General features: G+C 55.2%; 28 protein-coding genes. 9 read left to right on the top strand and 19 right to left on the bottom strand.

Annotated elements, in window-relative coordinates:
- Positions 1 to 192 precede the first annotated feature (192 nt).
- Entirely contained in the window at positions 193 to 870 is a 678-nt protein-coding gene (locus tag AUP42_RS15165; RefSeq protein WP_062952434.1) for a GntR family transcriptional regulator, read from the top strand.
- A gap of 32 nt (positions 871 to 902) precedes the next feature.
- A complete protein-coding gene (locus tag AUP42_RS15170) occupies positions 903 to 1,643 on the top strand; it encodes a TlyA family RNA methyltransferase (RefSeq protein ID WP_062952435.1) in 741 nt (246 codons plus the stop codon).
- 31 nt (positions 1,644 to 1,674) lie between these two features.
- Here AUP42_RS15170 and AUP42_RS15175 read toward each other — a convergent pair whose 3' ends face one another.
- Positions 1,675 to 2,103 carry a GlcG/HbpS family heme-binding protein gene (locus tag AUP42_RS15175; RefSeq protein ID WP_062952436.1) on the bottom strand — a complete coding sequence of 143 codons (429 nt, stop codon included), beginning with the start codon at positions 2,101 to 2,103 and terminating at the stop codon, positions 1,675 to 1,677.
- A 96-nt stretch (positions 2,104 to 2,199) separates the two neighbouring features.
- Positions 2,200 to 3,129, bottom strand: coding sequence for a LysR family transcriptional regulator (locus AUP42_RS15180; protein ID WP_062952437.1), 930 nt, complete (start codon positions 3,127 to 3,129; stop codon positions 2,200 to 2,202).
- Positions 3,130 to 3,259: 130 nt separating this feature from the next.
- Between AUP42_RS15180 and AUP42_RS15185 the strand changes: the two genes are divergently transcribed.
- Positions 3,260 to 4,258 carry a DMT family transporter gene (locus AUP42_RS15185; RefSeq protein ID WP_197468295.1) on the top strand — a complete coding sequence of 333 codons (999 nt, stop codon included), beginning with the start codon at positions 3,260 to 3,262 and terminating at the stop codon, positions 4,256 to 4,258.
- 3 nt (positions 4,259 to 4,261) lie between these two features.
- Here the strand turns inward: AUP42_RS15185 and AUP42_RS15190 are convergent, their stop codons facing one another.
- From AUP42_RS15190 to fabI, 6 genes are all read right to left on the bottom strand, one after another.
- Positions 4,262 to 4,729, bottom strand: coding sequence for a DUF2269 family protein (locus tag AUP42_RS15190; protein ID WP_062952440.1), 468 nt, complete (start codon positions 4,727 to 4,729; stop codon positions 4,262 to 4,264).
- Between the two features lie 32 nt (positions 4,730 to 4,761).
- Entirely contained in the window at positions 4,762 to 5,400 is a 639-nt protein-coding gene (locus tag AUP42_RS15195; RefSeq protein ID WP_231858306.1) for a TetR/AcrR family transcriptional regulator, read from the bottom strand.
- A gap of 98 nt (positions 5,401 to 5,498) precedes the next feature.
- Positions 5,499 to 6,131, bottom strand: a complete 633-nt coding sequence (locus AUP42_RS15200; protein ID WP_231858307.1) for an intradiol ring-cleavage dioxygenase — start codon at positions 6,129 to 6,131, stop codon at positions 5,499 to 5,501.
- Positions 6,132 to 6,267: 136 nt separating this feature from the next.
- Positions 6,268 to 7,308, bottom strand: a complete 1,041-nt coding sequence (locus tag AUP42_RS15205; protein WP_156484633.1) for a hypothetical protein — start codon at positions 7,306 to 7,308, stop codon at positions 6,268 to 6,270.
- A 94-nt stretch (positions 7,309 to 7,402) separates the two neighbouring features.
- Positions 7,403 to 8,494, bottom strand: coding sequence for a chorismate synthase (gene aroC / locus AUP42_RS15210; RefSeq protein ID WP_062952446.1), 1,092 nt, complete (start codon positions 8,492 to 8,494; stop codon positions 7,403 to 7,405).
- A gap of 80 nt (positions 8,495 to 8,574) precedes the next feature.
- Complete coding sequence (gene fabI, locus AUP42_RS15215) at positions 8,575 to 9,405, bottom strand: enoyl-ACP reductase FabI (protein ID WP_062952450.1); 831 nt, start codon at positions 9,403 to 9,405, stop codon at positions 8,575 to 8,577.
- A 202-nt stretch (positions 9,406 to 9,607) separates the two neighbouring features.
- Here fabI and AUP42_RS15220 point away from each other — a divergent pair, with 202 nt between their 5' ends.
- Positions 9,608 to 10,966, top strand: a complete 1,359-nt coding sequence (locus tag AUP42_RS15220; protein WP_062952451.1) for a YihY family inner membrane protein — start codon at positions 9,608 to 9,610, stop codon at positions 10,964 to 10,966.
- Here AUP42_RS15220 and AUP42_RS15225 read toward each other — a convergent pair.
- The gene (locus AUP42_RS15225) at positions 10,963 to 12,324 is read right to left on the bottom strand and encodes a mechanosensitive ion channel family protein (protein WP_062952452.1); all 1,362 of its coding nucleotides are present in this window, start codon (positions 12,322 to 12,324) and stop codon (positions 10,963 to 10,965) included. The genes AUP42_RS15220 and AUP42_RS15225 overlap by 4 nt on opposite strands.
- A 191-nt stretch (positions 12,325 to 12,515) precedes the next feature.
- Between AUP42_RS15225 and slyA the strand changes: the two genes are divergently transcribed.
- Entirely contained in the window at positions 12,516 to 13,016 is a 501-nt protein-coding gene (gene slyA, locus AUP42_RS15230; protein WP_062952454.1) for a transcriptional regulator SlyA, read from the top strand.
- 21 nt (positions 13,017 to 13,037) lie between these two features.
- On the opposite strand, the gene AUP42_RS21415 is transcribed toward slyA, so the two are convergent.
- The 4 genes from AUP42_RS21415 to AUP42_RS15245 all read right to left on the bottom strand — a co-directional run bounded on the left by AUP42_RS21415 (position 13,038) and on the right by AUP42_RS15245 (position 15,379).
- Positions 13,038 to 13,244 (bottom strand): hypothetical protein, encoded by a 207-nt coding sequence (locus AUP42_RS21415; protein WP_156484634.1) that lies wholly within the window; start codon positions 13,242 to 13,244, stop codon positions 13,038 to 13,040.
- Positions 13,245 to 13,288: 44 nt separating this feature from the next.
- Complete coding sequence (locus AUP42_RS15235; RefSeq protein WP_156484635.1) at positions 13,289 to 13,705, bottom strand: DUF411 domain-containing protein; 417 nt, start codon at positions 13,703 to 13,705, stop codon at positions 13,289 to 13,291.
- Between the two features lie 106 nt (positions 13,706 to 13,811).
- Positions 13,812 to 14,732 (bottom strand): DnaJ C-terminal domain-containing protein, encoded by a 921-nt coding sequence (locus tag AUP42_RS15240; protein WP_062952456.1) that lies wholly within the window; start codon positions 14,730 to 14,732, stop codon positions 13,812 to 13,814.
- Between the two features lie 170 nt (positions 14,733 to 14,902).
- Positions 14,903 to 15,379: an RT0821/Lpp0805 family surface protein gene (locus AUP42_RS15245; protein WP_062952457.1), complete on the bottom strand. Its 477-nt coding sequence runs from the start codon at positions 15,377 to 15,379 to the stop codon at positions 14,903 to 14,905.
- Between the two features lie 148 nt (positions 15,380 to 15,527).
- Here AUP42_RS15245 and pdxH point away from each other — a divergent pair, with 148 nt between their 5' ends.
- Positions 15,528 to 16,148 carry a pyridoxamine 5'-phosphate oxidase gene (pdxH, locus tag AUP42_RS15250; RefSeq protein WP_062952458.1) on the top strand — a complete coding sequence of 207 codons (621 nt, stop codon included), beginning with the start codon at positions 15,528 to 15,530 and terminating at the stop codon, positions 16,146 to 16,148.
- An 81-nt stretch (positions 16,149 to 16,229) separates the two neighbouring features.
- Here pdxH and AUP42_RS15255 read toward each other — a convergent pair whose 3' ends face one another.
- Positions 16,230 to 16,535 (bottom strand): ArsR/SmtB family transcription factor, encoded by a 306-nt coding sequence (locus tag AUP42_RS15255; protein ID WP_062952459.1) that lies wholly within the window; start codon positions 16,533 to 16,535, stop codon positions 16,230 to 16,232.
- Positions 16,536 to 16,857: 322 nt separating this feature from the next.
- On the opposite strand from AUP42_RS15255, the gene AUP42_RS15260 reads away from it, so the two are divergent.
- Together AUP42_RS15260 and AUP42_RS15265 are read left to right on the top strand one after the other, a co-directional pair.
- The gene (locus AUP42_RS15260) at positions 16,858 to 17,715 is read left to right on the top strand and encodes a universal stress protein (RefSeq protein WP_062952460.1); all 858 of its coding nucleotides are present in this window, start codon (positions 16,858 to 16,860) and stop codon (positions 17,713 to 17,715) included.
- A gap of 214 nt (positions 17,716 to 17,929) precedes the next feature.
- Positions 17,930 to 18,118 carry a hypothetical protein gene (locus AUP42_RS15265; protein WP_062952461.1) on the top strand — a complete coding sequence of 63 codons (189 nt, stop codon included), beginning with the start codon at positions 17,930 to 17,932 and terminating at the stop codon, positions 18,116 to 18,118.
- A 24-nt stretch (positions 18,119 to 18,142) separates the two neighbouring features.
- Here AUP42_RS15265 and AUP42_RS15270 read toward each other — a convergent pair whose 3' ends face one another.
- Positions 18,143 to 18,835: an SOS response-associated peptidase gene (locus tag AUP42_RS15270; RefSeq protein WP_062952462.1), complete on the bottom strand. Its 693-nt coding sequence runs from the start codon at positions 18,833 to 18,835 to the stop codon at positions 18,143 to 18,145.
- Positions 18,836 to 19,014: 179 nt separating this feature from the next.
- Here AUP42_RS15270 and AUP42_RS15275 point away from each other — a divergent pair, with 179 nt between their 5' ends.
- Positions 19,015 to 19,758 (top strand): SDR family NAD(P)-dependent oxidoreductase, encoded by a 744-nt coding sequence (locus AUP42_RS15275; RefSeq protein WP_062952463.1) that lies wholly within the window; start codon positions 19,015 to 19,017, stop codon positions 19,756 to 19,758.
- A 93-nt stretch (positions 19,759 to 19,851) separates the two neighbouring features.
- On the opposite strand, the gene AUP42_RS15280 is transcribed toward AUP42_RS15275, so the two are convergent.
- The 4 genes from AUP42_RS15280 to AUP42_RS15295 all read right to left on the bottom strand — a co-directional run bounded on the left by AUP42_RS15280 (position 19,852) and on the right by AUP42_RS15295 (position 24,394).
- Positions 19,852 to 20,358, bottom strand: coding sequence for a GNAT family N-acetyltransferase (locus AUP42_RS15280; protein WP_062952464.1), 507 nt, complete (start codon positions 20,356 to 20,358; stop codon positions 19,852 to 19,854).
- A gap of 76 nt (positions 20,359 to 20,434) precedes the next feature.
- Entirely contained in the window at positions 20,435 to 20,956 is a 522-nt protein-coding gene (locus tag AUP42_RS15285) for a hypothetical protein (RefSeq protein WP_231858308.1), read from the bottom strand.
- Between the two features lie 286 nt (positions 20,957 to 21,242).
- Positions 21,243 to 22,460 carry a 5-aminolevulinate synthase gene (gene hemA / locus AUP42_RS15290; protein WP_062952466.1) on the bottom strand — a complete coding sequence of 406 codons (1,218 nt, stop codon included), beginning with the start codon at positions 22,458 to 22,460 and terminating at the stop codon, positions 21,243 to 21,245.
- Between the two features lie 527 nt (positions 22,461 to 22,987).
- The gene (locus tag AUP42_RS15295) at positions 22,988 to 24,394 is read right to left on the bottom strand and encodes an aspartate aminotransferase family protein (RefSeq protein ID WP_062952467.1); all 1,407 of its coding nucleotides are present in this window, start codon (positions 24,392 to 24,394) and stop codon (positions 22,988 to 22,990) included.

Below are 24,394 nucleotides of genomic sequence, written 5' to 3' on the forward strand. Positions count from 1 at the left end.
TGTATACCAGAAATGTGTATTGCAGTGCCACAGATGTGCGCCTGAGGATTGCAGCCATTTTCCCGGTTTTCTGCGATTGAACTTTTGCATCGCAACAGAATTTCGATGCAGGGCAGCACGGAAAAGGCTTTGCGCGGTACCATTTTCTATGTTCTGGTATACCACGATTGCAGCGTAAGGATGAGGCTTCCCATGTCACGGAACGGCAAGCTCGCCACCGACCTGGTTCAGAAACTTGAACGCGATATTGTCACCGGTGTACTTAAACCCGGCGACAAGCTGGACGAGCGCAGCCTGTCGGAACGGTTCGGCGTTTCACGCACCCCCGTGCGCGAGGCCCTGCAAACGCTGGCGGGGTCCGGACTGGTCGCGACGATGCCTCGTCGCGGGACGATTGTTGCCTCGATCACGGTGGCCGATCTGATCGAAATGTTCGAAGTCATGGCCGAACTCGAAGCCATGTGCGCGCGCCTTGCCGCACGTCGCATGCCGCGTGCGGATATCGAAAAGCTGATTGCACTTGGCAACGAATGCAGCGAGCTTCAGGAACATGCGGATGCCGATGCCTATTACGAGGCCAACGTCAATTTCCACGAAGTGATCTATTCCGGATGCCGCAACAGCTTCCTCGAACGCCAGACCAAGAATGTGCGCAACCGGCTCGCACCCTATCGGCGTTTGCAGTTGCACCGGCCGGGCCGGGTGAAAAAATCCAATGCCGAGCATTCCGAAATCCTCGAAGCGATCTCGACCGGTGATGCCGAACGGGCGGGCAAGCTGATGCACCAGCATGTCGCGGTCCAGGGCGAGGCCTTAAACGATCTTCTTGCCATCGTGCCGCGCGGCTATCTGGAACCACTGGCAAGCTAGACGCTTGCGCTGCTTTGCGTTAAAACCCGCGCATGGCAAAGAAACGTTTGGATCAGTTGCTTGTCGAACGCGGACTGGTGGAAACCCGGTCCAAGGCGCAGGCTTTCATCATGGCAGGCAATGTCTTTAGCGGCGAGCAACGGCTCGATAAGCCGGGGTTGCAATGCAAGGAGGACATTTCACTGACCCTGCGCGGGCAACCCCATCCGTGGGTGTCGCGCGGCGGGCTCAAGCTTGAAAAGGGGCTTGCCGAGTTCGGTGTTGATGTCACCGGTTTTACCGCGATTGATGTCGGCTCCTCGACCGGCGGTTTTACCGATGTCTTGCTGCAAAACGGTGCGGCCAAGGTCTTTGCCGTCGATGTCGGGCAGGGGCAGCTTGACTGGAAACTGCGCAATGACGACAGGGTTGTCGTGATGGAAAAGACCAATGCGCGTCACATCACGTCCGAACAAATTCCCGATCCCATTGATATCGTCGTCTGCGACGCCAGCTTCATCGGCCTTCGTACCGTGCTTCCGGCAAGCCTTGATCTGGTCAAACCGGGCGGTTGGCTGATTGCATTGATCAAACCGCAATTCGAAGTCGGCAAGGAACGCGTCGGGAAAAAGGGTGTGGTCCGTGAACCGGAACTGCATCAGGAAGTCTGTGATACCATTTCCGGCTGGCTGGAAAGTCTTCCGCGCTGGGAGGTGCTTGGCATCGCGACAAGCCCGATCACCGGACCCGAAGGCAATGTCGAATTTCTGATTGGTGGGCGGAAATCGGCGTAATCAATGCCGATTCCCGCCAATAGTGGTGGGTTTATTTGCCGATTGCTTTCAGGAAATGATCGATCCCGGCCTGGGCGCAATCCTGATCCTGCGGCGGGGTGCCGGAACTGACACCGATCCCGCCGACAACATCCCCGTCCACCGATACCGGCAAACCGCCAGCCACAATCGACAGGCGACCGCCACATTCGGAATCGATGCCAAATGCCACCATGCCCGGTTGGGCGGCGGCGGCATATTCGTGGGTGGCCTTGCGAGCACCTGCGGCGGTAAATGCCTTGTCCTGAGCAATCGTGGTGCTGGTGACCTTGCCGCCATCCATGCGTTCAAAGGCAATCAGCACACCGGATTCATCGGTGATGGCGATGCACATGGGAATACCGATTTCGGTGGCGCGATTGCGTGCGCCTTCGATCAGTATTTTGGCGTCATCGATCGACAGGCGTTTGATGGTCAGCATCGGGCGTCTCCGGCAGGGTGTTATTGAAACGGCTGTTTCTTGCCGGGGCATCTTATGGGCGGCGTTATCGGGCGATCAACCGCATAAAAAGTCTTTTCATATGGTGGAAGAAACCGGTGCCATGGCAGGCGCAATTGTGCCGGTCACACTGTGATTGTCTCCGTCGCTATCTGCTGGTGTTGACGGGGCGAGGGCCGCAATCGCACCAAGGGCGAGTTCCCGAACCGCAGGATTGGCCTGTTCGCGCACCAGAAGCGCGATGTCGATCTTTGGCAGTGGCGGTAAGGATGGATCATCAACAATCTGCATTCCGGCATATTCAGCCGTACAGCGCGGCATCGCCCCCAGCGCATGACCGCCATCAATTGCCGTGATGATCATGGAATTGGAGTCGCTGCTGTGGCTGATGCGAAAGGCGATGTTCTGTTGTGACAGGACTTCTGTCACGGAACGGCGGATCACGCAGCCATCATGGAACATCGACAGGCGAAGCGGACGTGCCTGATGGTCAAACCCGGCATCCGCCACCCAGACCAGCGGTTCGGATGTCACATGCAGGCTGGGTGTTTCGGGATCTGCCGTCAGGATCGCCAGATCAAGATCGCCATTGGCGACCCGTTTGCCGAGATTGCGACTGATATCCGCATGGCAGCTGATTTCTGTTTCCGGTAGGCGCAGGGCCGCAATCCGCAGGATTTCCGGCAGATAGATCGCGGCATAATCGTCGGGAAGCCCGATGCGCAGCACGGCCGGTGCCGCATCAAGAAGATCGGCCAGCATCTTGTCGTTCAGGCCTATAATCCCCTCGGCATAGGATTTGACGACAAGTCCGGTTGTGGTTGGGGTGATGGCGTTGCGGTCGCGCGTAATCAGCGGCGCGCCAACGGTATCTTCAAGCTTTTTGATCTGCTGGCTGATGGCGGGTTGCGTGCGCAAAAGGCGTTCGGCCGTGCGTGTGAAACTTTGGGTATCCAGCACGGTCAGAAACGTTCTGAGCAGATCGATATCGACATTCAGAAGAGCCATAAGCGCAATTTATCCCGACAATAAGGCGAAGCAATTTCACATCGATATAGCACCGCTGCAAGATAATCGCTATCAGCCAGGGCGCATTTTGCACAACCTGCACCTCGCTATCGTTTCGAAAGACCAGACCATGCCCCGTGCCTTACCTGACACCCTTCGCAATGCCGGAAGTACATCTGTTACTCCCTCCGCCACCACGGACATTGCGCAGCGAGAAGAAGGATTAAAGCTGATGGTTCAGTCATCATTCTGGGCTATTGCGACCCTTGTTGTGGCCGCAATTCTGATGGGGCTCGGTCCGATTTTTGTGCGTTATAGCGGTGTGTCACCCGATGCCTCGGCTTTCTGGCGTGTCGCGCTCGCAGCCCCCGTGTTGGGCGCGACCGTCTTTTTGATGCCAGCAGGATCATCAAAACCAGCCAACGAAAATGGCGTTTCCGCGCGCAAGCATGGTGACACGGGGTTGATGATCCTTGCCGGTCTTTTCTTCGCAGCCGACCTTGTTGCCTGCCATATGGCGATTGAAATGACGACGGTCGGCAATGCGATTTTGCTTAACAACCTTGCCCCGGTGATTATCGGGTTCCTTGGTCTGTTTGGCATTGCGCGCAAGCCCGGCATGATGTTCTGGTGCGGGGTACCGTTTGCCGTTATTGGCGGCTATTTCCTGTTCCGCGCCAGTGAAACCGGGGCCGGATCCATGCGCGGCGATGCCTTGGCCGTTCTGGCCGCCTTTTTCTATGCCGGTTATCTGATTGTCATCAGCCGTCTGCGCCGTAATCACAACGCGGTATCAATCATGTTCTGGAGCACCCTGACCACCATGATCGCCCTTGGCGTGATGATGCTGATCAAAGGAACTTTCGTTCTGCCGCCGCACATCACGGGCTGGCTGGCGCTGATCGGGCTGGCGATGCTGGTGCATGTTCTGGGGCAGGGAATGGTATCGGTCGGGCTTAAGCGCGTGGATGAAGCCACCGGATCGATGATCCTGCTGTTGCAGCCCTTTGTTGCCTCGATCCTAGGGGCGGTGATTTTGGGAGAGGTCCTTAATCAGTGGCATATCATGGGCAGTGCGGCGGTGGTCGTGGCCCTTTTGATCGCAACCCGGCGCCGCCGCACTTTATAGGCATTAACGGGCGATCATGAACCAAAGCGTACCGACCGGCAGCAACGTTGCCGCAATGCCCAGCATCGTCCAAAGCTTTACGCATTTGTCATAGGCCACCGGCATGGCGGCTTCGCCCGCCGCCACCGTTTGGGCGGCAATCCGCGACATATAAAGCTGCAAGGGCAAAAGCCCGACCAGCCACAGCACGGCCGCCATCGCAAACAGACTGATACCCATCGTCAGATGCGGGCTATCGGAAAGTGAAGTGCCGCCGGCATGAAACAGCCCGACACCACCAATCACCACCAGTGCCGCGCCAAAGGCGGTAAAAGCCAGATCGGTGACATTCACCAGCCGGCAGGCAAAGGCAATAACCACCGGATTTTTCGTACGATCCGCCAGGCTTTTCCAGACTGCGGTGACGATGATATTGCCCAGAAACAGCACGGCACCCAGAAGGTGAATGAATTTGACGGTGGTGTATTCCATCTTTGGCGGCCTTTGAATTGCGGATATCGGGATCAGGAATTTTCAGGGGCTGTCAGGTCTTCGGCAAGAAGCCCCAGCACAAAATCATCAAGTTCCTGATCGGCAGGCGGAACAATCATGCCGTCAATCACCAGCATGGCGATGCCGTGTGCACGGCTCCATGCCGCAAGGGCGCGGTTATAGGCGGTGGCTGCTTCGTTCAGGGTCATATCGGCACGACGATCAACTGATGTAACGGCGCGTTGCAAAACGTCAAACGCATTATCGGCCGCCTCGCGAAGTTCTGGATATTGATCGAGCGGCGGACGTTCCCGGCCAAAGATCAGGCGAAAATGCTGCGGGAAATCGACCGCGAAATGCACATAAGCCGCACCAAGCGCCATGATCCGTTCTTCGTGCTTCTGGACATTGGCCGCGACATTTTCCAGCCGTTCTGCAAAGCGTTCAAACGCATCAATCGCCACTGCCGCCAAAATGCCATCCTTACCGTCAAAATGACGATAGGGCGCTGCTTCCGACACACCGGTCATGCGCGCCAGCCGCCGCAGCGAAAGCCCGCTCGGACCTTCTTCGTTCAGGATGTTTTCGGCTTTTTGCAGCAGGACATTGCGGACGTCACCGTGGTGGTATTTTCCCATAAGCTCGTATTCCGGTTTCTTGTATTCTTGCATATGTTAATGTCGTTAACATATGCGCCTGATGCAGCAAAATGCAAGCCAAAAATGCCCGAAAAGAGATTCTTGGTGTCGGAACGGAAAAACGGTCCTGATCAGGCCAGAATAAAATCGAACCGCGCGATGTCGCCGTCAGATGCTTTTTGAACATCCATCAGCAGTGCCGGGTTAAACAGAAAGTCCCGCGCGTTGTGGGCTTCGCCGGGGAAATAAAGCTGTGTGGTCAGAACCCGGTCGTCCCCGTTTCGCACCTTGACGTGATAATGCGGGGTTCGGCTGCCATATTCGGCGGGGCGGATGGTTTCGAAAAAGTACCGGCCATCGGCATCGGTTTTCTGATAACCGCGTAACCGGAAACCGCGATTGTCATATTCGCCGTCGCGATTGGCATGCCAAAGATCGACGATTGCACCGCTGATCGGCTGGCAATCGCGGGTCAGGACAAACCCGATCAGGGTTACCGGATCACCATCTGCATCGCCACGAAAATCGGATTTTTCCGGGGGCTGGTTGCTGTAAAACGGGCCTTCGGTGCTGCTGCGGGTTGGTTCATCATCGGTGCCACAGGATAGCGTGATGTCGCGTTTTATTGGCTGGGCGCGCAAGATTGGCGCAAACATCCCCACGGAAATGCCTGAAATGCCAGCCGCGCTGGCGGCAAGCCAGCCTTGCAACAGGCTGCGGCGGGTTGGCATGGCGTGACTTTGCTCAGGTCCTGATAACGGCATGCGGTATTGCCCCTTTCATCACCATCAGGCATCTAACCGCACGTGGAATGCGGGCTGTCTGATAAAAGCGAGATAGCGGCTTTTGTCCAAAAATCAACGCCCTCATGCAATTGGTGATGAAAAGCGATTGGCGAATTCAGGCAGGCGTTGTCGGTGTTGGCTTGTCAGCTTCGACCGGTTGCGAGGCAGCAGAAGCATCGTCTCCTTGGTCTGTCGATGGTGTCGCGGGGGGCGGTTGAGTTGCTGGGGCGGTGTTGCCATTCGTGCCATCCGGTACGGCGGTGGTAGTGCCTGATATATCGGCCGCAGGCGCAGGTGCCGCGCCTTGATCTGCGGTTGGGGCAGGCGCATCTGGGGCTGGGGCTGGGGCTGGGGTAGGAGTTGGAGTTGGAATGGTTGCCGATGCCGCCTCGCTTTTCGGCGACACAGGTACTGTTGCCATATCCGGGGTGGATGCGGCGGGTTGGGGTACTGCGTTGCTCGTATCCGGTGTTTTTCCCGGTTCTGCTGGTGTTGCTGTTGCTGTTGCCGGTGCCGGTGTCGGGGCAGGATCAACCGGTTTTGCCGGTGCGGCGGGCTCGTCCGGCGTGATCGAAAGCGTTGCGGACGGCGACGGGGTCGGGGCGGCTTTATCATGATCAGGGCGGATCAGGAAGCGGTCGGACAGGGTGTCGCGCCCGACCAGAAGCGGTTGGGTAATGCCTGGTACTTCCAGCAGGCCAAGTTCAACATCACAGATAACACCGCGCAGGACCAGCTTCGTTCGGATCACGGGGGCTCGCACCGGGGTGCTGTTGGCGCTGGTTGTGATCTGCCGGAAGGTGCTTGCTGGCATGGCAAGACGCCAGGTGATCTGTCGCTGGATCAATTTGGAATTGTCATCAGGTGCGCTGTCGACAGTCAGCGAAAAGGATACTTTGACAGGCGCAGGTGTGTCCGCGTCACCGGGCGTTCCGGCACTGTTTTCCGCGTCGTTTTCGGGTTCCTCTACCGTCAGGTCGCTGACGAAAAGGCAGCTTTGCGGGGCTGCGCCAAGGATCATCGAGGGCAGGGCCGCAATTCCCCAATCGGGCAAATCGACCGGTTCATCGGCATAAAGGACGGTGCGATTGCCCAAGCCACCATCCCGCCCGGCGGGCTTTGTGGCCGATGCCGGTTTGCTGTTGGATGCAAGCATAATCAGGGCTTTGTACAATGTCGGGTTCATGCACTATTGACGGTGCACGATCCCGCTTGTGACAGACTAATGCAGGAAAATAATGCCGCCGGAATTACTTGTTGCGGTTCCAGCCATCACACTGCCCGCGATGGCGCAGCAGATGATCGGCCAGAACGATGGCAGCCATGGCTTCGCCAACCGGAACTGCGCGAATGCCAACACACGGGTCATGGCGGCCCTTGGTCACGACATCGACATCCTTGCCGAAAATATCGACGCTTTTGCGCGGTGTCAGGATCGAGCTGGTCGGTTTGACGGCAAAGCGCACGACAACATCCTGCCCGGATGAAATCCCGCCCAGAATACCGCCCGCATGGTTGGAGCCAAAGACCGGCTTGCCATCTTCGCCCATGCGCATTTCATCGGCATTTTCGATGCCGGTCAGTTCGGCGGCCTCAAAACCGTTGCCGATTTCAACACCCTTGACGGCATTGATCGTCATCATCGCCTTGGCCATGTCGGCATCAAGCTTGTCATAGACCGGATCGCCAAGCCCGACCGGAACGCCCGAACAGACAACTTCTATTACTGCACCGACCGATGATCCATCCTTGCGCAGGTCATCAAGATATTCCTCAAAAACCGGAACGGCGGCTGCATCGGGGCAGAAGAACGGGTTGTTATCAACTTCGTCCCAATTCCAGTTGTCGCGATTGATTTCCTTGGTGCCCATCTTGATCAGGGCGCCGCGGATTTTGATGTCATCGCCAAGGATTTTGCGCGCAATCGCCCCGGCCGCAACCCGCATCGCGGTTTCGCGTGCCGATGATCGTCCGCCGCCGCGATAATCACGGATGCCGTATTTTTCCCAATAGGTGTAATCGGCATGGCCCGGACGGAACTGGTTTTTGATTTCGCCGTAGTCCTTGGACCGCTGATCAACATTTTCGATCAGAAGCCCGATCGGTGTTCCGGTGGTTTTGCCTTCGAACACGCCTGACAGGATTTTGACCTGATCGGGTTCGCGGCGCTGGGTGGTAAAGCGCGACTGGCCCGGTTTGCGTTTCTCAAGAAACTGCTGGATATCTTCCTCGGTAAGGTCAAGAAGTGGTGGCACACCGTCAACGACGCAGCCAATGGCCGGGCCGTGGCTTTCGCCAAAGGTGGTGAAGCGAAACAGGGAGCCAAAACTGTTGCCAGCCATTTCCGATATCCAGAATTCAGGTGTTTGAAGACAAAACGGGCTGCCAGCGAGGCAGCCCGCAAGATCATATCATGTTCAGATCAGGCTTTCTGAACATTGATGTCAGGTGCGTCTGCCTGCTTCATGCCAACGGTGTGATAACCGCAATCGACATGATGGGTTTCCCCGGTAACACCGGTCGAAAGGTCCGAAAGGAAATACAGACCCGACCCGCCAACATCATCAAGGGTAACGTTGCGGCGCATCGGCGAATTATATTCATTCCATTTCAGGATATAGCGGAAATCGCCAATCCCCGACGCGGCAAGGGTCTTCATCGGGCCTGCCGAAATAGCATTCACACGGATGCGATCCGGACCAAGGTCATTGGCAAGATATTTCACGCTGGCTTCAAGGGCCGCCTTGGCAACGCCCATGACGTTGTAATGCGGCATCACCTTTTCCGCCCCGTAATAGGACAGGGTCAGAAGCGAACCACCATCGGTCATCAGCTTTTCCGCGCGTTGTGCAACGGCGGTAAAGGAATAGACCGAGATGTTCATTGAAAGCGCGAAGTTTTCAGGCGAGGTATCGACATAGCGACCACGAAGTTCGTTTTTATCGGAAAATCCAATAGCGTGAACCACAAAGTCCAGCTTGCCCCATTTTTCTTTCAGCGTCTCGAACACGGCATCAATGCTTGCCGCATCGGTCACGTCGCAGGGCAGGACGATATCGCTGCCAACAGACTCCGCCAATGGCCGAACACGCTTTTCAAGTGCTTCGCCCTGGAAGGTAAAAGCAACTTCGGCGCCAGCGGCAGCCACAGTGCGTGCAATACCCCAGGCGATGGATTTATCGTTCGCGACGCCCATAATCAGGCCACGCTTGCCAGCCATCAGGCCGGAAATGTTTTCGGCGGAAAAGCTCATTTTCCCTCTCGTTCCCACGATCTCTCTCTGGCAGGCATGCAGCGCGGAACAAAGCTGTGACCTACACAGGAGGCATTTGACATTGGGCGCATCCTACACAAAGCGAAGCCAAGGTCAATCTGGCCTGTTTTATCTTGTGCCGGCGCGCTATCCTGTTGATCAATTACACTATAACCGGAAATCGCGCAGGGATAAGTGTTTAATGGTTCCAATCGGGCAAATACTGAACGATCGCACCGGATTTTGGCGCTATGCGATCATGCGCTTTATCCATGATAAATCCATCCAGCGCGCAGCAGGCCTGTCTTATACAACCCTTCTTGCAATGGTGCCGTTCCTTGCCGTGGCCCTTACGGTTCTTTCGGCCTTTCCGGTCTTTGACCAGTGGAAGGACCAGATCACCGGCGTGGTCCTGAACAATTTCCTTCCCGAAACCGGCGAACAGGTAACCGATTATCTTGGCGGGTTCCTTCAAAACACCGGCCAGATGACAGCAATAGGCACGATTGTTCTGGCTTTGACAGCCGTCATGCTGCTTGGTGCGATCGAAGGTGCAATGAACGATGTCTTTCGTGTTACCACCCCGCGCAAGCTTTTGGCGAAACTGGTTGTTTTCTGGACTCTGCTGACGGTCGGGCCGATGTTGTTGGGGCTAAGCCTTTCGGTGGCATCCTATATTTTTGCCATGCGCTATATGGTCGGGGCCGATGGGCTGGGCGAACATATCGGGCAATTGACGTTTTTGGCACCTTTCCTGTTATCTTCGATTGCCTTTTCGCTTTTGTTTATCGGTATGCCGAACCGTTCGGTCGTGATCATTGACGGGATTTTGGGTGGGTTGGTAGCGGCCGGTCTGTTCGAGGCGCTAAAAAAGGGATTTGGTTTTTACGTCATTAATTTCCCGACCTATCAGACGATCTATGGCGCGGTCGCGATTGTGCCGATCTTCCTGTTATGGATGTATCTGACCTGGATTGTTGTCTTGCTGGGCGCGCAGGTCGCCGCGGCACGGTCCGAATGGCGTGCGGCGCGCGCCGCCGGACTGATCCCCGATCCGCGTGGGGCGGTGCCGGGGCAGATGGAACGCATCATCGCTGTGTTGCGGGTTCTGGAATATCTGCAACACCGTTTCCACGAGGCCTCCAAACCGCCAACCTATCGTCGGATGCTACGTGAAACCAAACTTGGCGGGCGGGATCTGAACTGGGCTCTGGCAGCACTTCGTCGTGAAAAGCTGATTGAACGATCCGAAAGCCATCGCTGGCTGCTATCGGGGGATTTGTCGCGGATTACGCTGGTGGATTTGATGACCCGACTTGGGTTGTTTCTGGATTATGACCGGTTACTTCTGGTCAATGCCGATGGTGGCTGGCCGGTTGCGATGCGCGAACGTTTGGTCGAGCTGGAAAAAACACGCAAGACCGTACTTGATGTCAATGTTGCCGAGCTTCTTGATTTACCCAAATCCGAGGACAAGGTACCCGAAACGGTGGAACCGAAGCGGGAACAGGAATCATCAGGGGAAATCGGGCCAAAAGATATGACGCAGATCGTTGATTAATCCCGGCTGTCCGGTGTTGTATCACCGGATGCGTCATCCGGACGGCTCATTTCGACCCGGATATCGCCATCACTACTGCGCAAATGCAGATCGCGTTGCGGGAACGGGATTTCGATCTCGTTTTCCTTAAAGCTGTCCCAGACGTTCAGCAAAACTTCGCTGATGATATTGCCGCGACCGTTTTGTGGGTCCGTGATCCAGAAACGGATTTCAAGATCGACCGAATTGTCGCCAAAGCCACGCAGCAACGTATTGGGGCCCGGATTGTCCAGAACGCGGGTGCATTTTGCCGCGGCCTCATTGCATAATTTGATCGCGAAATGCGGATCGCAACGATAGGCAATGCCGACCGGAACCTTCAGGCGCAGCTTGACGTCCGAGTGGCTCCAGTTTTCGACCTGATTGGTGATCAGGTCTTCGTTCGGGATCAGGAATTCGGTACCGTCACGGGTGCGAACGGCAGTGTAACGCGCGCCAAGCGACTGTATCCAGCCAAACGTATCTCCAATCGCGATCACATCCCCCGGCTTGATCGAACGATCCAGCAACAGGATTACACCGCTGATCAGGTTGGCGACAATCCGTTGCAGACCAAACCCGATGCCAACACCGATGGCACCACCAAACACCGCAAGCGCGGTCAGATCGACACCGATTGTCGATAGCGCGAACAAAACCGCAATCGACAGCAGTACGAGTTTCAGAAGCTTGGACATCAGCACCTGAACCGAGGGTGTCAGGCGATGAACCTTCTGGATGCGTTGTTCGAAAATGCGCGAGGCAAAGGATGCAACCCATAGCAGGATCGCCAGCGACAGCATCGCTTTGAGGATGCCAAATACCGATATCCGGAACTGCCCGATTTGAAGGGCAAGACTGTCCAGCAGGTCAATCGTTGGATCAAGCCAGCCGACGATGTTAAGCGCAGCCAGCCCCCAGGCGACGATCGCAATGCTTCGCGCCCAGACTGGATCATTGACAACGGCCGTGCCCAGACGAATGAAAATCCACGCATTCAGAAGGCTTGCAACGAGACGCAGGATATTATGCCGAAGCCCTGCCTGTATCGCGACGGCATCAATAAACCAGATCAGCAGAACCAGAATGATCGGAAATGCCAGGTCGGGCAAAACTGCAAGCAATCGCCGGAACCCGGCATAATGTAAAAGCGCCCGCCAGTTTTGCAAACGGGCCAGTTGATGCGAAAGCGGACGGCGCAGCAACAGGGCCGGGATCACCGCAAGCAGGCAGGCAACAATCTGCAACAGGATCGGGACAAGCAGAACATTGGTTTCCACCCATGCGGCGGCCTGTTCAAGCCAGATCACGAGCTGGTCGGGATTCCAGAATTGTTCCATGCGTGCCCTGTGTCTTCCCTGTATGACGATTGGCGAATGGAAAGTGTTTTATTTCATATGGTAACGCGAACCCGCCCCTGCGAGATAGGGTTGTGTTGTTCCTGGTTGGGATTTTCAAAGCAGCTTCCTTGACGATAGATAGCTATCTATCTAAATATTTAGGATCAAAAATCCTCCCGCAGGTGTTTCTCATGACAAATCCCCCTGACAGCAATGCATCACGTGAACAGTTCGGTATCTGGCTGGGTATGCTTGCCCGGCAATGGCGCGCCGAAGTTGATCGGCGTCTTTCACCCTTTATTTTGACCGAGGCACGCTGGATCATCCTGTTTCGCCTCAGCACGGCGGATCATGACCTGACCCAAAAGGAACTGGCGCGTGTAGCCGGAGTGCAGGGACCGACACTGGTGCGAACACTGGACTGGCTAGAAGAGAAGGGACTTATCGAACGACGCGAAGTCCCTGATGACAGGCGGGCAAAAACCGTTCATCTGACGGCAAAGGCCGAACCGGCATTGCGCCAGATCCAGGCGGTGATACAGGGTGTGCGCGCCCAGATTTTCGCCGATGTTTCCGACGAAGAACTTGAACAATGCCTTGCCGTGTTCAAAAAGATCGGCCGACAGTTCGATGCTTTTGCCGGAAGCGCACAGGACAGGGACATGATCATGGTCGGGCAGGGGAAGAAATAGGGGCCTGCTACCGGCTCCAACCTAGGACCGGTTTGATGACCGGTTTCTAAGGCTTTCATTTTCCCAGCGTTCGGTCAAAACCGCCGCCCCAAAGCCAAGCCCGCCAAAGATCGCGAGACTGATCGCGATTGCGGGTAAAAGGCTGTCTGCTGGCAGGAAAGTTGGCGATCCGTCCGGCAATGACAGCCAAACCATTGCCGCACTTCCCCACAATACGCTAACCGTCACCACTCCGATCCCTGTGAAGGCAAGCCGCAAGCGCGAAATACCCCTCATTGCGATGACCTGCTGCGTTCGACGGAGCCGTCATAATGGATCGCGACTGTTTCGTTGGTTTGATCGTCACGGGCAAGAGCGATGACATCGGCTGGTTTGCGCTGCAAAAGCGTTACGATATCGCCCGACGGAACTTCGCCGATCACGCTGTAACCCGCAACCCGCCCGATCTTGCAATCGCGCATCGGTGCCGGAGTGGTCATCATCGCCTGCTGTTCCGAAAGCGACAGGTTGCTGACCTGTGCGGCACGAACATCGAAACCTTCGGCCTCAAGGAGGCTTTGCCAATCGGCGCTGTTTTGGCAATCTGCGGTATAGGAAAGTTCAAGTGTCGGACGTGACGTGCCGACAAATGCCGTAAGTCCGATCAGGGCAACACCGGCCAGAACGGTCGCAAGTGCAATGGGTCGCATGGTTTCTGCCTTTGTCAGATGAAACTGCAAAGGCAGAATGCCTGTGAAAATCCGATCAGGTCTTGAGTCCGGTCAAATCGTCAACGGGGCACGCCGGATCAATGTATCAGCGCGCCTTATAGGGATGCTTTTCCGACCATTCGCGGACGAAATCGATCAGTTCGTCATCTCGATTTTCCGGCAGCTTGACAGTCAGATGGACATATTGATCGCCGCGTTTGTCACCCCGGGCATAGGCCGCCCCCTTGCCGCGGAGGCGCAGTTTTGTGCCGCTATTGGCATTGGCCGGCAGCTTCATGCTGACTTTGCCATTAATCGTTGGGACTTCGATAGAGCCCCCCAAAACTGCCTCGGCGAGACTGATTGCCAGATCGCAATGCAGGTCATTGCCTTCGCGGCGGAACGTTTTATCGGGATGGACATGCAGTTTGATCAGCGCATCGCCTGCTTCCCCGCCATTCATGCCTGCCATCCCCTGGCCTTTCAGGCGCAGGGTCTGGCCATCTTCGCTTCCGGCGGGAATGCGGACTTCAAGACTTTTGCCACTGGCAAGGTTAATGCGCTTGGTCGTGCCGATAATCGCCTCGGCCAGATCAAGGCTCAGTTCATAGGAAATATTGGGTCCCTTGACCTTTTCGGCCTGTCTGCGACCACCAAAGCCACCAAATCCGCCGCCACCACGGCCAGCTTTGCCGAAAATCTCGTCAAAGATATCCTCGGCATTGGCACCGGAAAATCCGAACGGATCGCCACCTGCCTGACCGCTGTAACGCGCGCCACCACCGCGACCAAACGGCCCGGTTTCACGACCGTCGGCATCAATTTCGCCCGCATCATATTTCTTGCGACGTTCGGCATCCCCCAGAAGATGATAGGCGGCCGAAACTTTTTTGAATCGCTCTTCGATCTTGGTGTCGCCGGGATTGACATCCGGATGAAGCTCGCGCGCAAGTTTGCGATAGGCTTTCTTGATTTCGTCCTGGGTGGCGTTTTTGGCAACGCCCAAAGTCTTGTAGGGATCCTGCATCGCCTGACCGGTTGGATAAAGGGAAACTCTATAGATGTATTATAAGCCTGTATCGGCTGTGGCAAGGAAGCCATTTGTTTTAATTGCTGTCCTTGACATGGCTCAGATATGAAAAAGCGGCGCTGTCCGCAAGGAACGCGCCGCTTTTTTTAAATGTCATGCCGTGAAGATCAGTTCACAACTTCCCAACTGCCATCCGGCTTGCGGCATGCGGTGCCGTAAGCTTCTTCCTGCTTGCCACCAATGGTGACGGTTTGCTGGTATTCACGGCAATATTCCTGGGTTTTGGGCTCCTGATAGGTGCGAACCGGGGTTACCGTACCCCGCGCACCTGTATCGGGATTGTTCCAGGTCGAAGTCTGGCCCGTGGGGGCACTTTCAAGTGTCCGCTGAGTGTTCTGCGCCATGATGGCACGGTCCGCATTGTCAAGCGACCGGCCTACTTCACTACCGATGAAGGCGCCGGCAAGCGTACCAAGTGCAACGCCTACAAGCTGCCCCGATCCTTTACCGAACTGGGCACCGGCAACAGCACCACCAACCGCGCCCAGAAGGGTACCTGCGGTCTGTTTCTGGCCCTGATCCTGTGCACAACCGGCAATGAATGCGGTCATCATGACGGGGATAACGATATGACGGAATTTCATATTTATTTGCCTACCTTGTCTTTCCTGTCCCAACCGATATGTTCTGTATCTACGGAACGATCTTGAGTGTGTCGTTTCACGTATATCCAAAACCCGTATCTTTCGAATTTGGTGCGGATTTTGAACTATCAAAGGAATCCTGACCCCAATGGACGAAAAAAATACGCCAAAAATTGGGCATGAAGCCCATTCGGTTCCGTTCGATCTTTTTGACGTGTGGTTTAACGAGGCGAAAAACAAGGAGAAACCGTATCCCGATGCGATGACGCTGGCGACAGCTGATGCCAACGGGCGGCCTTCGGCACGTATCGTTCTGCTAAAGGGGTTCGACGAGCGCGGCTTTGTTTTTTATACCAATTACGAAAGCCGCAAGGGCGATCAGCTTGCCGAAAACAGCTTTGCCGCACTGTGCTTTCACTGGAAGTCGCTAGAAAAATGCGTGCGTATCGAAGGGGCGGTTACGCGCGTTGACGGTGCGGAATCAGATGAATATTTCGCATCGCGTCCGCGCGGTAGCCAGCTTGGTGCGTGGGCTTCAATCCAGTCCCGCCCAATGAGCGGCCGGTTCGATCTGGAAAAACGGGTTGCTGAATTTACCGCCAGGTTCGGACTGGGAAAAGTGCCACGCCCAGACCATTGGGGCGGTTTCCGCCTGATCCCTGATCGTATCGAGTTCTGGTCCGAGGGTAAGTTTCGCCTGCATGATCGCCAGCTTTACACCCGCGATGCCGACGACAAGGGGTGGAACCTGCAGAAGCTGTTCCCCTGAGAGGTTTCGGAAACGTTGCCAGATTCCGGAAATGCAAACGCGCGGCCCCCGGGATCTGCGCGTTTCGGGTTGGAGGAAGTCTTAAGCTTCCTCGGGAGGGCAGAATACTTCCTGCAATACGCCGATGATCTTCATGATATCGGGATTGGCCAGTGAGTAGTAAATCGTTTGCGATTCCCTGCGCGTTTTCACCAGCCCGTCACGGCGTAATCTGGCAAGGTGCTGTGATAGAGCCGATTGCTTGATGCCCAGTTCACCTTCCAGTGTGCTGACCGATTTTTCGGTTGTTCCCAGTGAACAAAGAACCATAAGGCGCCATTCATTTCCCAATGTTTTCAGGAACTCTGCGGCATCGCGAGCGTTTTTGTGTAAATTGCTATAAGGCATCAGGCGCAGTATCCATTCTCGCAGTCGGTTCGGCTATTTTCTGGCGCGTTGAATTCGACAAACCGATTAATCTATTTAATCTTCGTCGTTCGGCAACGCATTGGTTTGATGTTACACTGGATTTCGTCACCAGCTAAGCAATTCGTAGCGGAAAGGCCGGTTTCGTTGATTAAAACGCGTTCTTTTATGAAAGTTTTGATCTTGAACAAGGAAAGATGCGTTTTGCGGTTGCAGACTGGCCCTGCATGACGTCTTCACGCGTTGAACTGACCGCAACAAGACATATGTGTCGAAAGACACACCAATCTCGGGAGTGAGTGCGATGGCAGTAAGAACGATTCTGGCTCCGGTGGCAGGTTCGAATATAGATCAGCGGGTACTTGATCTGGCGTTTCGAACGGCCAAAAGATTTAATGCACATCTCGAAGCATTGTTTGTCGCGGCCGAACCCCAGGATGCGATCCCGATTGTGGGTGAAGGCATGTCGGGTCTGATCATCGAAGAAATGATGCGGGCAGCCGAAAGCGAAACCCAGCGACGTGAAACCCGCGGGCGTGCAGCCTATGACGCGGCACGTGATGCCGCCGCCGTCGCGGAGGCTGCGGTTCCGATGCCTGACCTTCAGGCGACCTGCGCATGGCGGCGTGATAACGGTCGCGAGGACGAAACGGTCGCAAGACGTGGCCGTTTGTTTGATCTTGTCGTGATTGGACGCGATCCGCGCGAAGCTGCCGCGTCGCTAACCTTTGATGCCGCCCTGATGGAAACCGGTCGCCCGTTACTGGTTGCACCGGAAAAAACACCGGAAACCGTTGGTGAAAAAGTCGTGATTGCCTGGAATGGCGGGGTCGAAGCCGCGCGCGCCGTGACATCGGCCATGCCGCTTCTGCGTACGGCCAAGGAAGTCACCATCGTTAGTGTCGGCGAAGTCCCTCATGGCCGGGCTTGTGCCAAGGCATTGGCCGAACAGTTTGTCTGGCACGGAGTCGAGGCAAGGGTGTCCGAATTACCCGAACAGTCGCATGTTGCTAATGCCTTGATATCGGAGGCGGAAAAGGTTGGTGCCGATAGCATCGTTCTGGGCGCGTACAGCCATTCACGTTTCAAGGAAATGATCCTTGGCGGGGTGACGCAGGACATGCTGGCAAAATGCACCTTGCCGCTTTGGATAATGCATTGACCCAAGGGTCACTTAACCTCCTGATATCCGGATGATTATTTGTATGATCATTGGTATATGACACTAAAGGCGCAGTCTTCTGCGCCTTTTTTTGTTGCGTCTGCGAAGAAAACCGGCCACCGTTACTGAAATCTTACAAAGACGGAAGCCCGATTAACGAGGCTCTCCGCCCGATAAAAGAACAGTGGAAGAAACGTCTGGCAGGGGAATTCCCATGTTATCACTTCGCGATGTCATTGATTTCGCTTCCATGTCCGAGGATCTGGCCCGGGAACTCGCCCGCCAGAATGTCGGGTTGCCCGATCTTGGTGCGGTTGTGGCCGGTTATGGCAATGTTGCCACCGGCACTGTTAGCGCCTGCAATGCAACGCCCTGTGCGGCGAATGACGCGGATAGCGAATAACCCGCCAAATCCATGACCGGCCGATCAGAAAAGATCAATCTGGCCGTCGTCCTGCTTGGCGGTTTTGGTGCTGTCCGGCAAATCGTCGGACCATTTCAGAACATGATCGGGCACCGGGCCCAGCATGTAACGCAAGGTGTCAAACCGGTTGGCGGGATCAAGCCATCCGGCGATATGGTTCGGTCCGATCACGGCGGGCATTCTGTCATGGATATGCGCGATCGAGGGCGCGGGGGCACAGGTGATAATTACTGCCTCCGTCCCGTTTTCAAGCCCGGCAAACAGCACCGGCTGATGATCGGGCAGGGTAATACGGGTTTTGTGTTTGACCGCGCCGTCCTTGCGCCATTCAAACCAGCTTGTCGCCGGAATCAGGCAACGCCGTTCCAGCAACGGACGAAAAGTCGGCTTTTGATCAAGAGTTTCAGCGCGTGCATTGATCAATGGCGCGTTCAGTGTCGCAACGCTTAAACCCCAGCGGCGCAAGACGGGTTTTTGCTCCGGCAGGATGACAATCACCGGATCGGTCGGGCGGCGAATGCCTGAAAGTGTTTCAAAGACGGTTCTGTCCGTCTCTATTTCCAGTTCTTCCTGATCTTCAGGGACGGTTTTATTGGGAAAATCCGATGCTTCCTTGCGAATGATATCCGTAAGGTCGATGGCCAATTGCGCCTGAAACGCATTCATGTCGCTGATAAGCTGGTATTGGCTGCACATCGGATGTCCGTTCCTGAATTGACAATGATCATAGCCGTTTGACTGGTTTTGGCACAACCTTCATCCTATATAGGAACGCGTGTTGCGACAGGTGCCTGCCGCGGATAGCAATGCTATAAGAAGATTATTGCACGATATAACGCGCCATTTTGGCGCGCGGGATTTGAAAGAGCCACCCAATGAATGCCAATGCCCCGAAAACCGTTGTCCTGACCGGCGCAAGCCGCGGGATCGGCCATGTTACGGTCGGTTATTTTGCCGCGCGTGGCTGGCGGGTGATTTGCTGCTCGCGCGAGGCACCGCCGCCCAGTTGCCCGCGTGATCCGGCACAGGGTATTCATATTGCCGCCGATCTTTCCAAACCCGAAGATGTCGAATTTTTCATCAAACAGGCCAACGAAGTACTGGGCGACGATCCGCTTCATGCGTTGGTGAACAATGCAGGTGTATCGCCCAAAACGCCCTATAAAGAGCGGCTGGGCTGCCTGAATGGCGATATCGAGGCATGGCGTGATGTGTTCGAACTGAACTTCTTTACCCCGCTGACTTTGTCGCGTGGTTTTGCCGCTGCCCTGCACCGGGGCAAGGGGGCAATTTGCAACATTACCTCGATCGCGGGCCACTATGTCCATCCCTTTGCCGGATCGGCTTATTCCACGTCGAAGGCCGCCCTTTCGGGGCTGACACGTGAAATGGCGGTGGAGTTTGCCGAACTGGGTGTGCGGGTTAATGCTGTCGCCCCCGGGGAAATCAAAACGGCAATGATTTCCCCTGAATACGAGGCACTGGTGCCCCGCATCCCGATGAACCGAATGGGCACCCCCGAAGACGTGGCCGCCGCCGTGCATTATCTGGTCGGCGAAGACAGCAGCTATGTCACCGGCACGGAGATCTTTGTCACCGGCGGGCAGCATTTATACTGAGTCGAAATCCGGATCAAACGGGGGCCGCAATAGCTGTTGATGACAAGCTATCAAACGGCTGACGGTCGGGAATTTCCGGCTGTTTTCTTTTGTTCAGTGCTGCGGGGCGATGTAAAAGGCCGGGTCGTAATCAACATTTCCTGCCGGAATAGTATCGATCAGCGGTCGAGCCATGAAATACTGGTCGGGAACGCCTTCCAGTTTCAGATCGGGCAGGGGCGCAAAGCCAAAGCGGCTGTAGTAGTCCGGTTCGCCAAGGACCACGCAACCAGCTGCATCATTGATACGCAGTCTGGCGATTCCGGCCTGGATTAACTCTGATCCGATCCCCAAGCCCTGCCGGTCGGGGTTGACCGCAACCGGGCCAAGACCGAACCAGTCGCTTTCTTGGCCATCGATTTTTACCGGTGAAAAGGCAACGCAACCGACAAGTTCGTCATCTTCGATTGCCACAAGCGACAGGCTTAAACGGCCCTTGTCGCGCAATGCATCAACGATCAGATGTTCGGTTTGCTGGCTATGTGGTGCGGTTGCAAACGCATTCGCCAGCAATGCGTGGATTGCCGGAATATCGGCCTCTGTCTCATCGCGGATAAGCATGATCGGACCCGTCCCATCCTGTGACTTGGCACCCGCTACCTGCAGGTCTATCTCTCGACTATAACGGGAATTGGAATTAGGCCAACAGACTTTTCAGCCAATCGCGTTTTTGTTCCAGTCGACGTGCTTCCATGTCAAGCCATCCGGTGAACGGGGCAGCTTCGTTCGCGTGCTCTTCGCGAAGTGCCAGAACGCGATCAAGTTCCAGTTCGCAAACGTCATGCAGGATTTCGATCTGGTCGCGGCGCGTCTCATCATCCAGCAGATGCAGGAAACGCATTTTAAGTGCCATCACAAGGCGCGAAAGCTCGCCTGATGTATCGCGAAGTGTTCCCTGCATCAGTTCCTTGAACTTGTCATGTCCGGCCTTGGTCAGCGACAATTGCGCATCCGAATATGACCCGCTGTTGCAATCTTCGCGCACCAGCCCTTCAAGCTTAAGAAGCTGAAGCGAGCTTCCCATCATATCAAGCGACGGCCCCATGATATGGGCGGTAAAATGGCGCACTGAATTGGCCAGATCGGCATAGCTGATCGGTTTATCGGAAAGGGCAAGGGTGCCGAGTGCGCAAAGGCGCAGACATTCTTTGGGCAGCAAGGTTCTATCCGAATACATAAACGGTCCCTGTCATGTTGCAGACACCGAAGTTAACGCGAACGGTTCTTAATTGCAAGGTGGTAAATGGCTTCTGTCCCAACATCGTGTGATGGCAACAGCATCAATATAGGACGGGAAGTTTCGAAAGCAAACAACCGCATCACGAGAACAATCATTTCCCGATCTGCCGAAGAAGGGGCCCGCAATGAGTGGCAGACACAAAAAAGAAGGCCGTCGATAATCAACGGCCTTCAGTATTCTGTCATATGCAGTGGGATTTTAAGCTTCAGGCTGCCTTGGCAATACCAAGCTGGCCCCAAACCACCAGAAGCGAGTCGATCAGATGATCTATCAGTTCATCATTGTGAAGCGGGCCGGGGGTAAAGCGTAGCCGTTCTGTGCCGCGCGGTACGGTCGGATAGTTGATCGGCTGAACATAGATGTCGTGATCAAACAGCAACCGGTCGCTGGCTTCCTTGCACATTGCGGCATCTCCCACCATCAGCGGCACGATATGGCTTGGCGCATCCATGACCGGAAGGCCGGCCGTCCGCATGCGTTCGCGCAGCGTTTCGGCACGTTCTTTCTGGGCTTCGCGTTCTATATTGCTGTCCTTGAGGTGGCGGACCGAGGCCAGTGCTCCGGCGGCGATGCTGGGCGGGTGGGAACTGGTGAAGATAAAGCCATTCCCGAAACTGCGCACGAAATCGACGATTTCATGTTTGGCTGCGACGTAGCCACCGATCACACCAAATGCCTTGGCAAGTGTGCCCTGAACGATGTCGACACGATTCATCACGCCGTCGCGTTCGGCGACGCCGCCGCCACGCGGGCCATACATGCCGACCGCATGCACTTCGTCGAGATAGGAGATCGCGTTGTATTTTTCGCAAAGATCAAGGATTTCTGCGATTGGCGCGATATCGCCATCCATTGAATAAACGGACTCGAACGCAACGATCTTGGCCCGGTTCGGCCCCAGATCGCGAAGGATTTCTTCAAGATGTTCGACATCGTTATGTTTCCAGATCCGGCGTTCCGCTTTGGAATGACGCATGCCTTCGATCATGGAATTGTGGTTAAACGAGTCGGAAATGATCACACAATCCGGGAGTTTCGAGCCAAGGGTTGAAAGCGTCGTCCAGTTGGCAACATAGCCCGATGTCATCAAAAGGGCTGCTTCCTTGCCATGCAGATCGGCGAGCTCCTGCTCTAACGCGACATGCAGATGGTTGGAACCGGAAATATTGCGCGTGCCACCTGCACCGCCACCCTGACCGGTGATGGTGTTTTGCATGGCTTCAAGAACCTTTGGATGCTGTCCCATGCCAAGATAGTCGTTTGAACACCAGACCGTAATTTTACGCGGCGCATCACCGTTTCCCGGATGATACATGGCTTTGGGGAATTCACCGACAATGCGTTCAAGATTGGCGAATACGCGGTAACGGCCTTCAGCCTTGAGGCCGGACAACGCGTCTTTAAAGAAGGTGTTATAATTCATCTTTTGTGTCTTTCGCCTGTCTCTTTACCGCAGGTACGGGCTGTCTTTCATCCCGTTCTCTCACCCTTGGCAAAGCTCTGGTCCTGGCCGGATATGCGTACATCTCCGGATCAGCATGGTCCCGTTTGACCGGGTCTTGATAACCTCCTTATCGGACATGGCTTCCGACTTGGCATTGACCCTTGTCAAAAATTTTAAAGCGATTCCAGTTTCACTTCGATTGTCGTTTTCAGTGTCGCTGCGAACCACGCTGTCAAAGAAGGCGTCCATTCATTGTTTGTCGATCTCGCCATCACTCATGGCGTTGGGTGGTTCCCCATTCAATTCCTGTTCCCAATTTGGCGCTATTGATCGCATTTGGCAAGGTTTTGAAAGGACTTCCGACCCACAATTAAATCAATTCAAACAAGCAATAAAATCTATTAATTGCTATCAACTGAAAGTTTCTTGCTATGATGATGCCGCTGCGTCTTCATTGATGCAGCGACATCTATTTGTTTTGTAAAGGTTTTCTGTTCTGGGACGGTTCAGCCGAGGCTGTTGTGCCAGTCCCCAAGAGCAGCTTCGACCTTGTCGAACATATCATGGACCTGCTGTTCGGTAATGATCAGAGGCGGGCAAAAGGCAACGCTATCGCCAAGTGCACGTAGGATCACACCGTGGTCCATACATTTTGCAACAACCGCCTTACCGGCAGCACCGACAGGCTGCATTGGTGTTTTCAGGCATTTGTCTTGGACTAGTTCAAATGCGCCAATCAGCCCGCGTCCGCGGGTTTCGCCGATATGTTCAAATTTGTTCAGGTCCTTAAGGCGTTTCTGGAACGGCGACATAACATTGCGGACATGTTCGACAATACCGTCCTCTTCGTAGATGCGCAGCGTTTCAAGCGCAACGGCAGCCGCGACCGGATGGCCGGAATAGGTGAAGCCGTGGCCAAATGTACCGATCTCGTCGGATGCCTTTTTCGCAGCCTGATAAATCCTGTCATTGATAAACAGGGCCGAAATCGGCTGATAGGCCGATGAAAGCTGCTTGGCGACCGTGATCATGTCGGGTTTAAGCCGGAAGGTTTCAGTGGCAAACATCCGTCCGGTCCGGCCAAATCCGCATATGACCTCGTCGGCGATAAACAGGATGTCGTACCGGTCCAGAACTTCCTGCACCTTTTCGAAATAGGTGCGCGGCGGCACGATCACGCCACCAGCCCCCATGATCGGTTCGGCGATAAACGCCCCGATGGTTTCCGGGCCTTCGGCCTGAATCAGGTCTTCAAGCTGTTCGGCAAGACGGGTCGCGAAATCCTCCTCTTCCTCGCCGGGCTGGGCCTCGCGCCAGTAATGCGGGGTTTCGGTATGGATGATGCGGTCAATCGGCAGATCAAACATTTTGTGATTGCCCGGAAGCCCGGTCATTGAGGCCGCAGCCACCGTCACCCCGTGATAACCCTTCTTGCGCGAGATGATCTTTTTCTTTTCCGGTTGGCCAATCGCATTGTGATAATACCAGACCATCTTGACCGCGGAATCCGTTGCTTCTGATCCGCTATTGGCAAAGAAAACCTTGGACATAGGGACGGGTACAAGTTCCAGAAGCTTTTCGGCCAGATCAATCGCCGGGTTGGTGCTGCGCGATGCGAAGGTGTGGTAATAGGGCAGGGTTTCAAGCTGCTTTGTCGCGGCTTTCACAAGGCGATTTTCGCCAAATCCCAGCGACGCACACCAAAGACCGGCCATGCCTTCGATAAAATCGCGGCCATTGTCATCGGTCACATAAATCCCGTGACCCTTTGAAATGATATGCGGCCCGGTTTTTTCGTGAGTGGCAAGGTTGGTATAGGGATGAAGATAGCTTGCGATATCGCGGCTGGCTGCTGAATTACCTTTGGCGGTCGGGGCAGTATCGATTGTCGTGGTGGTGGCGTTGGTGTTCAT

The organism is Thalassospira lucentensis (assembly GCF_001613805.1).
In the GTDB taxonomy this organism is placed as follows: Bacteria; Pseudomonadota; Alphaproteobacteria; order Rhodospirillales; family Thalassospiraceae; genus Thalassospira; species Thalassospira lucentensis_A.

Coding starts and splice junctions, on each gene's coding strand:
- AUP42_RS15165 (WP_062952434.1), top strand. CDS start 193: ATGTCACGGAACGGCAAGCTCGCCACCGACCTGGTTCAGAAACTTGAA.
- AUP42_RS15170 (WP_062952435.1), top strand. CDS start 903: ATGGCAAAGAAACGTTTGGATCAGTTGCTTGTCGAACGCGGACTGGTG.
- AUP42_RS15175 (WP_062952436.1), bottom strand. CDS start 2,103: ATGCTGACCATCAAACGCCTGTCGATCGATGACGCCAAAATACTGATC.
- AUP42_RS15180 (WP_062952437.1), bottom strand. CDS start 3,129: ATGGCTCTTCTGAATGTCGATATCGATCTGCTCAGAACGTTTCTGACC.
- AUP42_RS15185 (WP_197468295.1), top strand. CDS start 3,260: ATGCCCCGTGCCTTACCTGACACCCTTCGCAATGCCGGAAGTACATCT.
- AUP42_RS15190 (WP_062952440.1), bottom strand. CDS start 4,729: ATGGAATACACCACCGTCAAATTCATTCACCTTCTGGGTGCCGTGCTG.
- AUP42_RS15195 (WP_231858306.1), bottom strand. CDS start 5,400: ATGCAAGAATACAAGAAACCGGAATACGAGCTTATGGGAAAATACCAC.
- AUP42_RS15200 (WP_231858307.1), bottom strand. CDS start 6,131: ATGCCGTTATCAGGACCTGAGCAAAGTCACGCCATGCCAACCCGCCGC.
- AUP42_RS15205 (WP_156484633.1), bottom strand. CDS start 7,308: ATGCTTGCATCCAACAGCAAACCGGCATCGGCCACAAAGCCCGCCGGG.
- aroC (WP_062952446.1), bottom strand. CDS start 8,494: ATGGCTGGCAACAGTTTTGGCTCCCTGTTTCGCTTCACCACCTTTGGC.
- fabI (WP_062952450.1), bottom strand. CDS start 9,405: ATGAGCTTTTCCGCCGAAAACATTTCCGGCCTGATGGCTGGCAAGCGT.
- AUP42_RS15220 (WP_062952451.1), top strand. CDS start 9,608: ATGGTTCCAATCGGGCAAATACTGAACGATCGCACCGGATTTTGGCGC.
- AUP42_RS15225 (WP_062952452.1), bottom strand. CDS start 12,324: ATGGAACAATTCTGGAATCCCGACCAGCTCGTGATCTGGCTTGAACAG.
- slyA (WP_062952454.1), top strand. CDS start 12,516: ATGACAAATCCCCCTGACAGCAATGCATCACGTGAACAGTTCGGTATC.
- AUP42_RS15235 (WP_156484635.1), bottom strand. CDS start 13,705: ATGCGACCCATTGCACTTGCGACCGTTCTGGCCGGTGTTGCCCTGATC.
- AUP42_RS15240 (WP_062952456.1), bottom strand. CDS start 14,732: ATGCAGGATCCCTACAAGACTTTGGGCGTTGCCAAAAACGCCACCCAG.
- AUP42_RS15245 (WP_062952457.1), bottom strand. CDS start 15,379: ATGAAATTCCGTCATATCGTTATCCCCGTCATGATGACCGCATTCATT.
- pdxH (WP_062952458.1), top strand. CDS start 15,528: ATGGACGAAAAAAATACGCCAAAAATTGGGCATGAAGCCCATTCGGTT.
- AUP42_RS15255 (WP_062952459.1), bottom strand. CDS start 16,535: ATGCCTTATAGCAATTTACACAAAAACGCTCGCGATGCCGCAGAGTTC.
- AUP42_RS15260 (WP_062952460.1), top strand. CDS start 16,858: ATGGCAGTAAGAACGATTCTGGCTCCGGTGGCAGGTTCGAATATAGAT.
- AUP42_RS15265 (WP_062952461.1), top strand. CDS start 17,930: ATGTTATCACTTCGCGATGTCATTGATTTCGCTTCCATGTCCGAGGAT.
- AUP42_RS15270 (WP_062952462.1), bottom strand. CDS start 18,835: ATGTGCAGCCAATACCAGCTTATCAGCGACATGAATGCGTTTCAGGCG.
- AUP42_RS15275 (WP_062952463.1), top strand. CDS start 19,015: ATGAATGCCAATGCCCCGAAAACCGTTGTCCTGACCGGCGCAAGCCGC.
- AUP42_RS15280 (WP_062952464.1), bottom strand. CDS start 20,358: ATGCTTATCCGCGATGAGACAGAGGCCGATATTCCGGCAATCCACGCA.
- hemA (WP_062952466.1), bottom strand. CDS start 22,460: ATGAATTATAACACCTTCTTTAAAGACGCGTTGTCCGGCCTCAAGGCT.
- AUP42_RS15295 (WP_062952467.1), bottom strand. CDS start 24,394: ATGAACACCAACGCCACCACCACGACAATCGATACTGCCCCGACCGCC.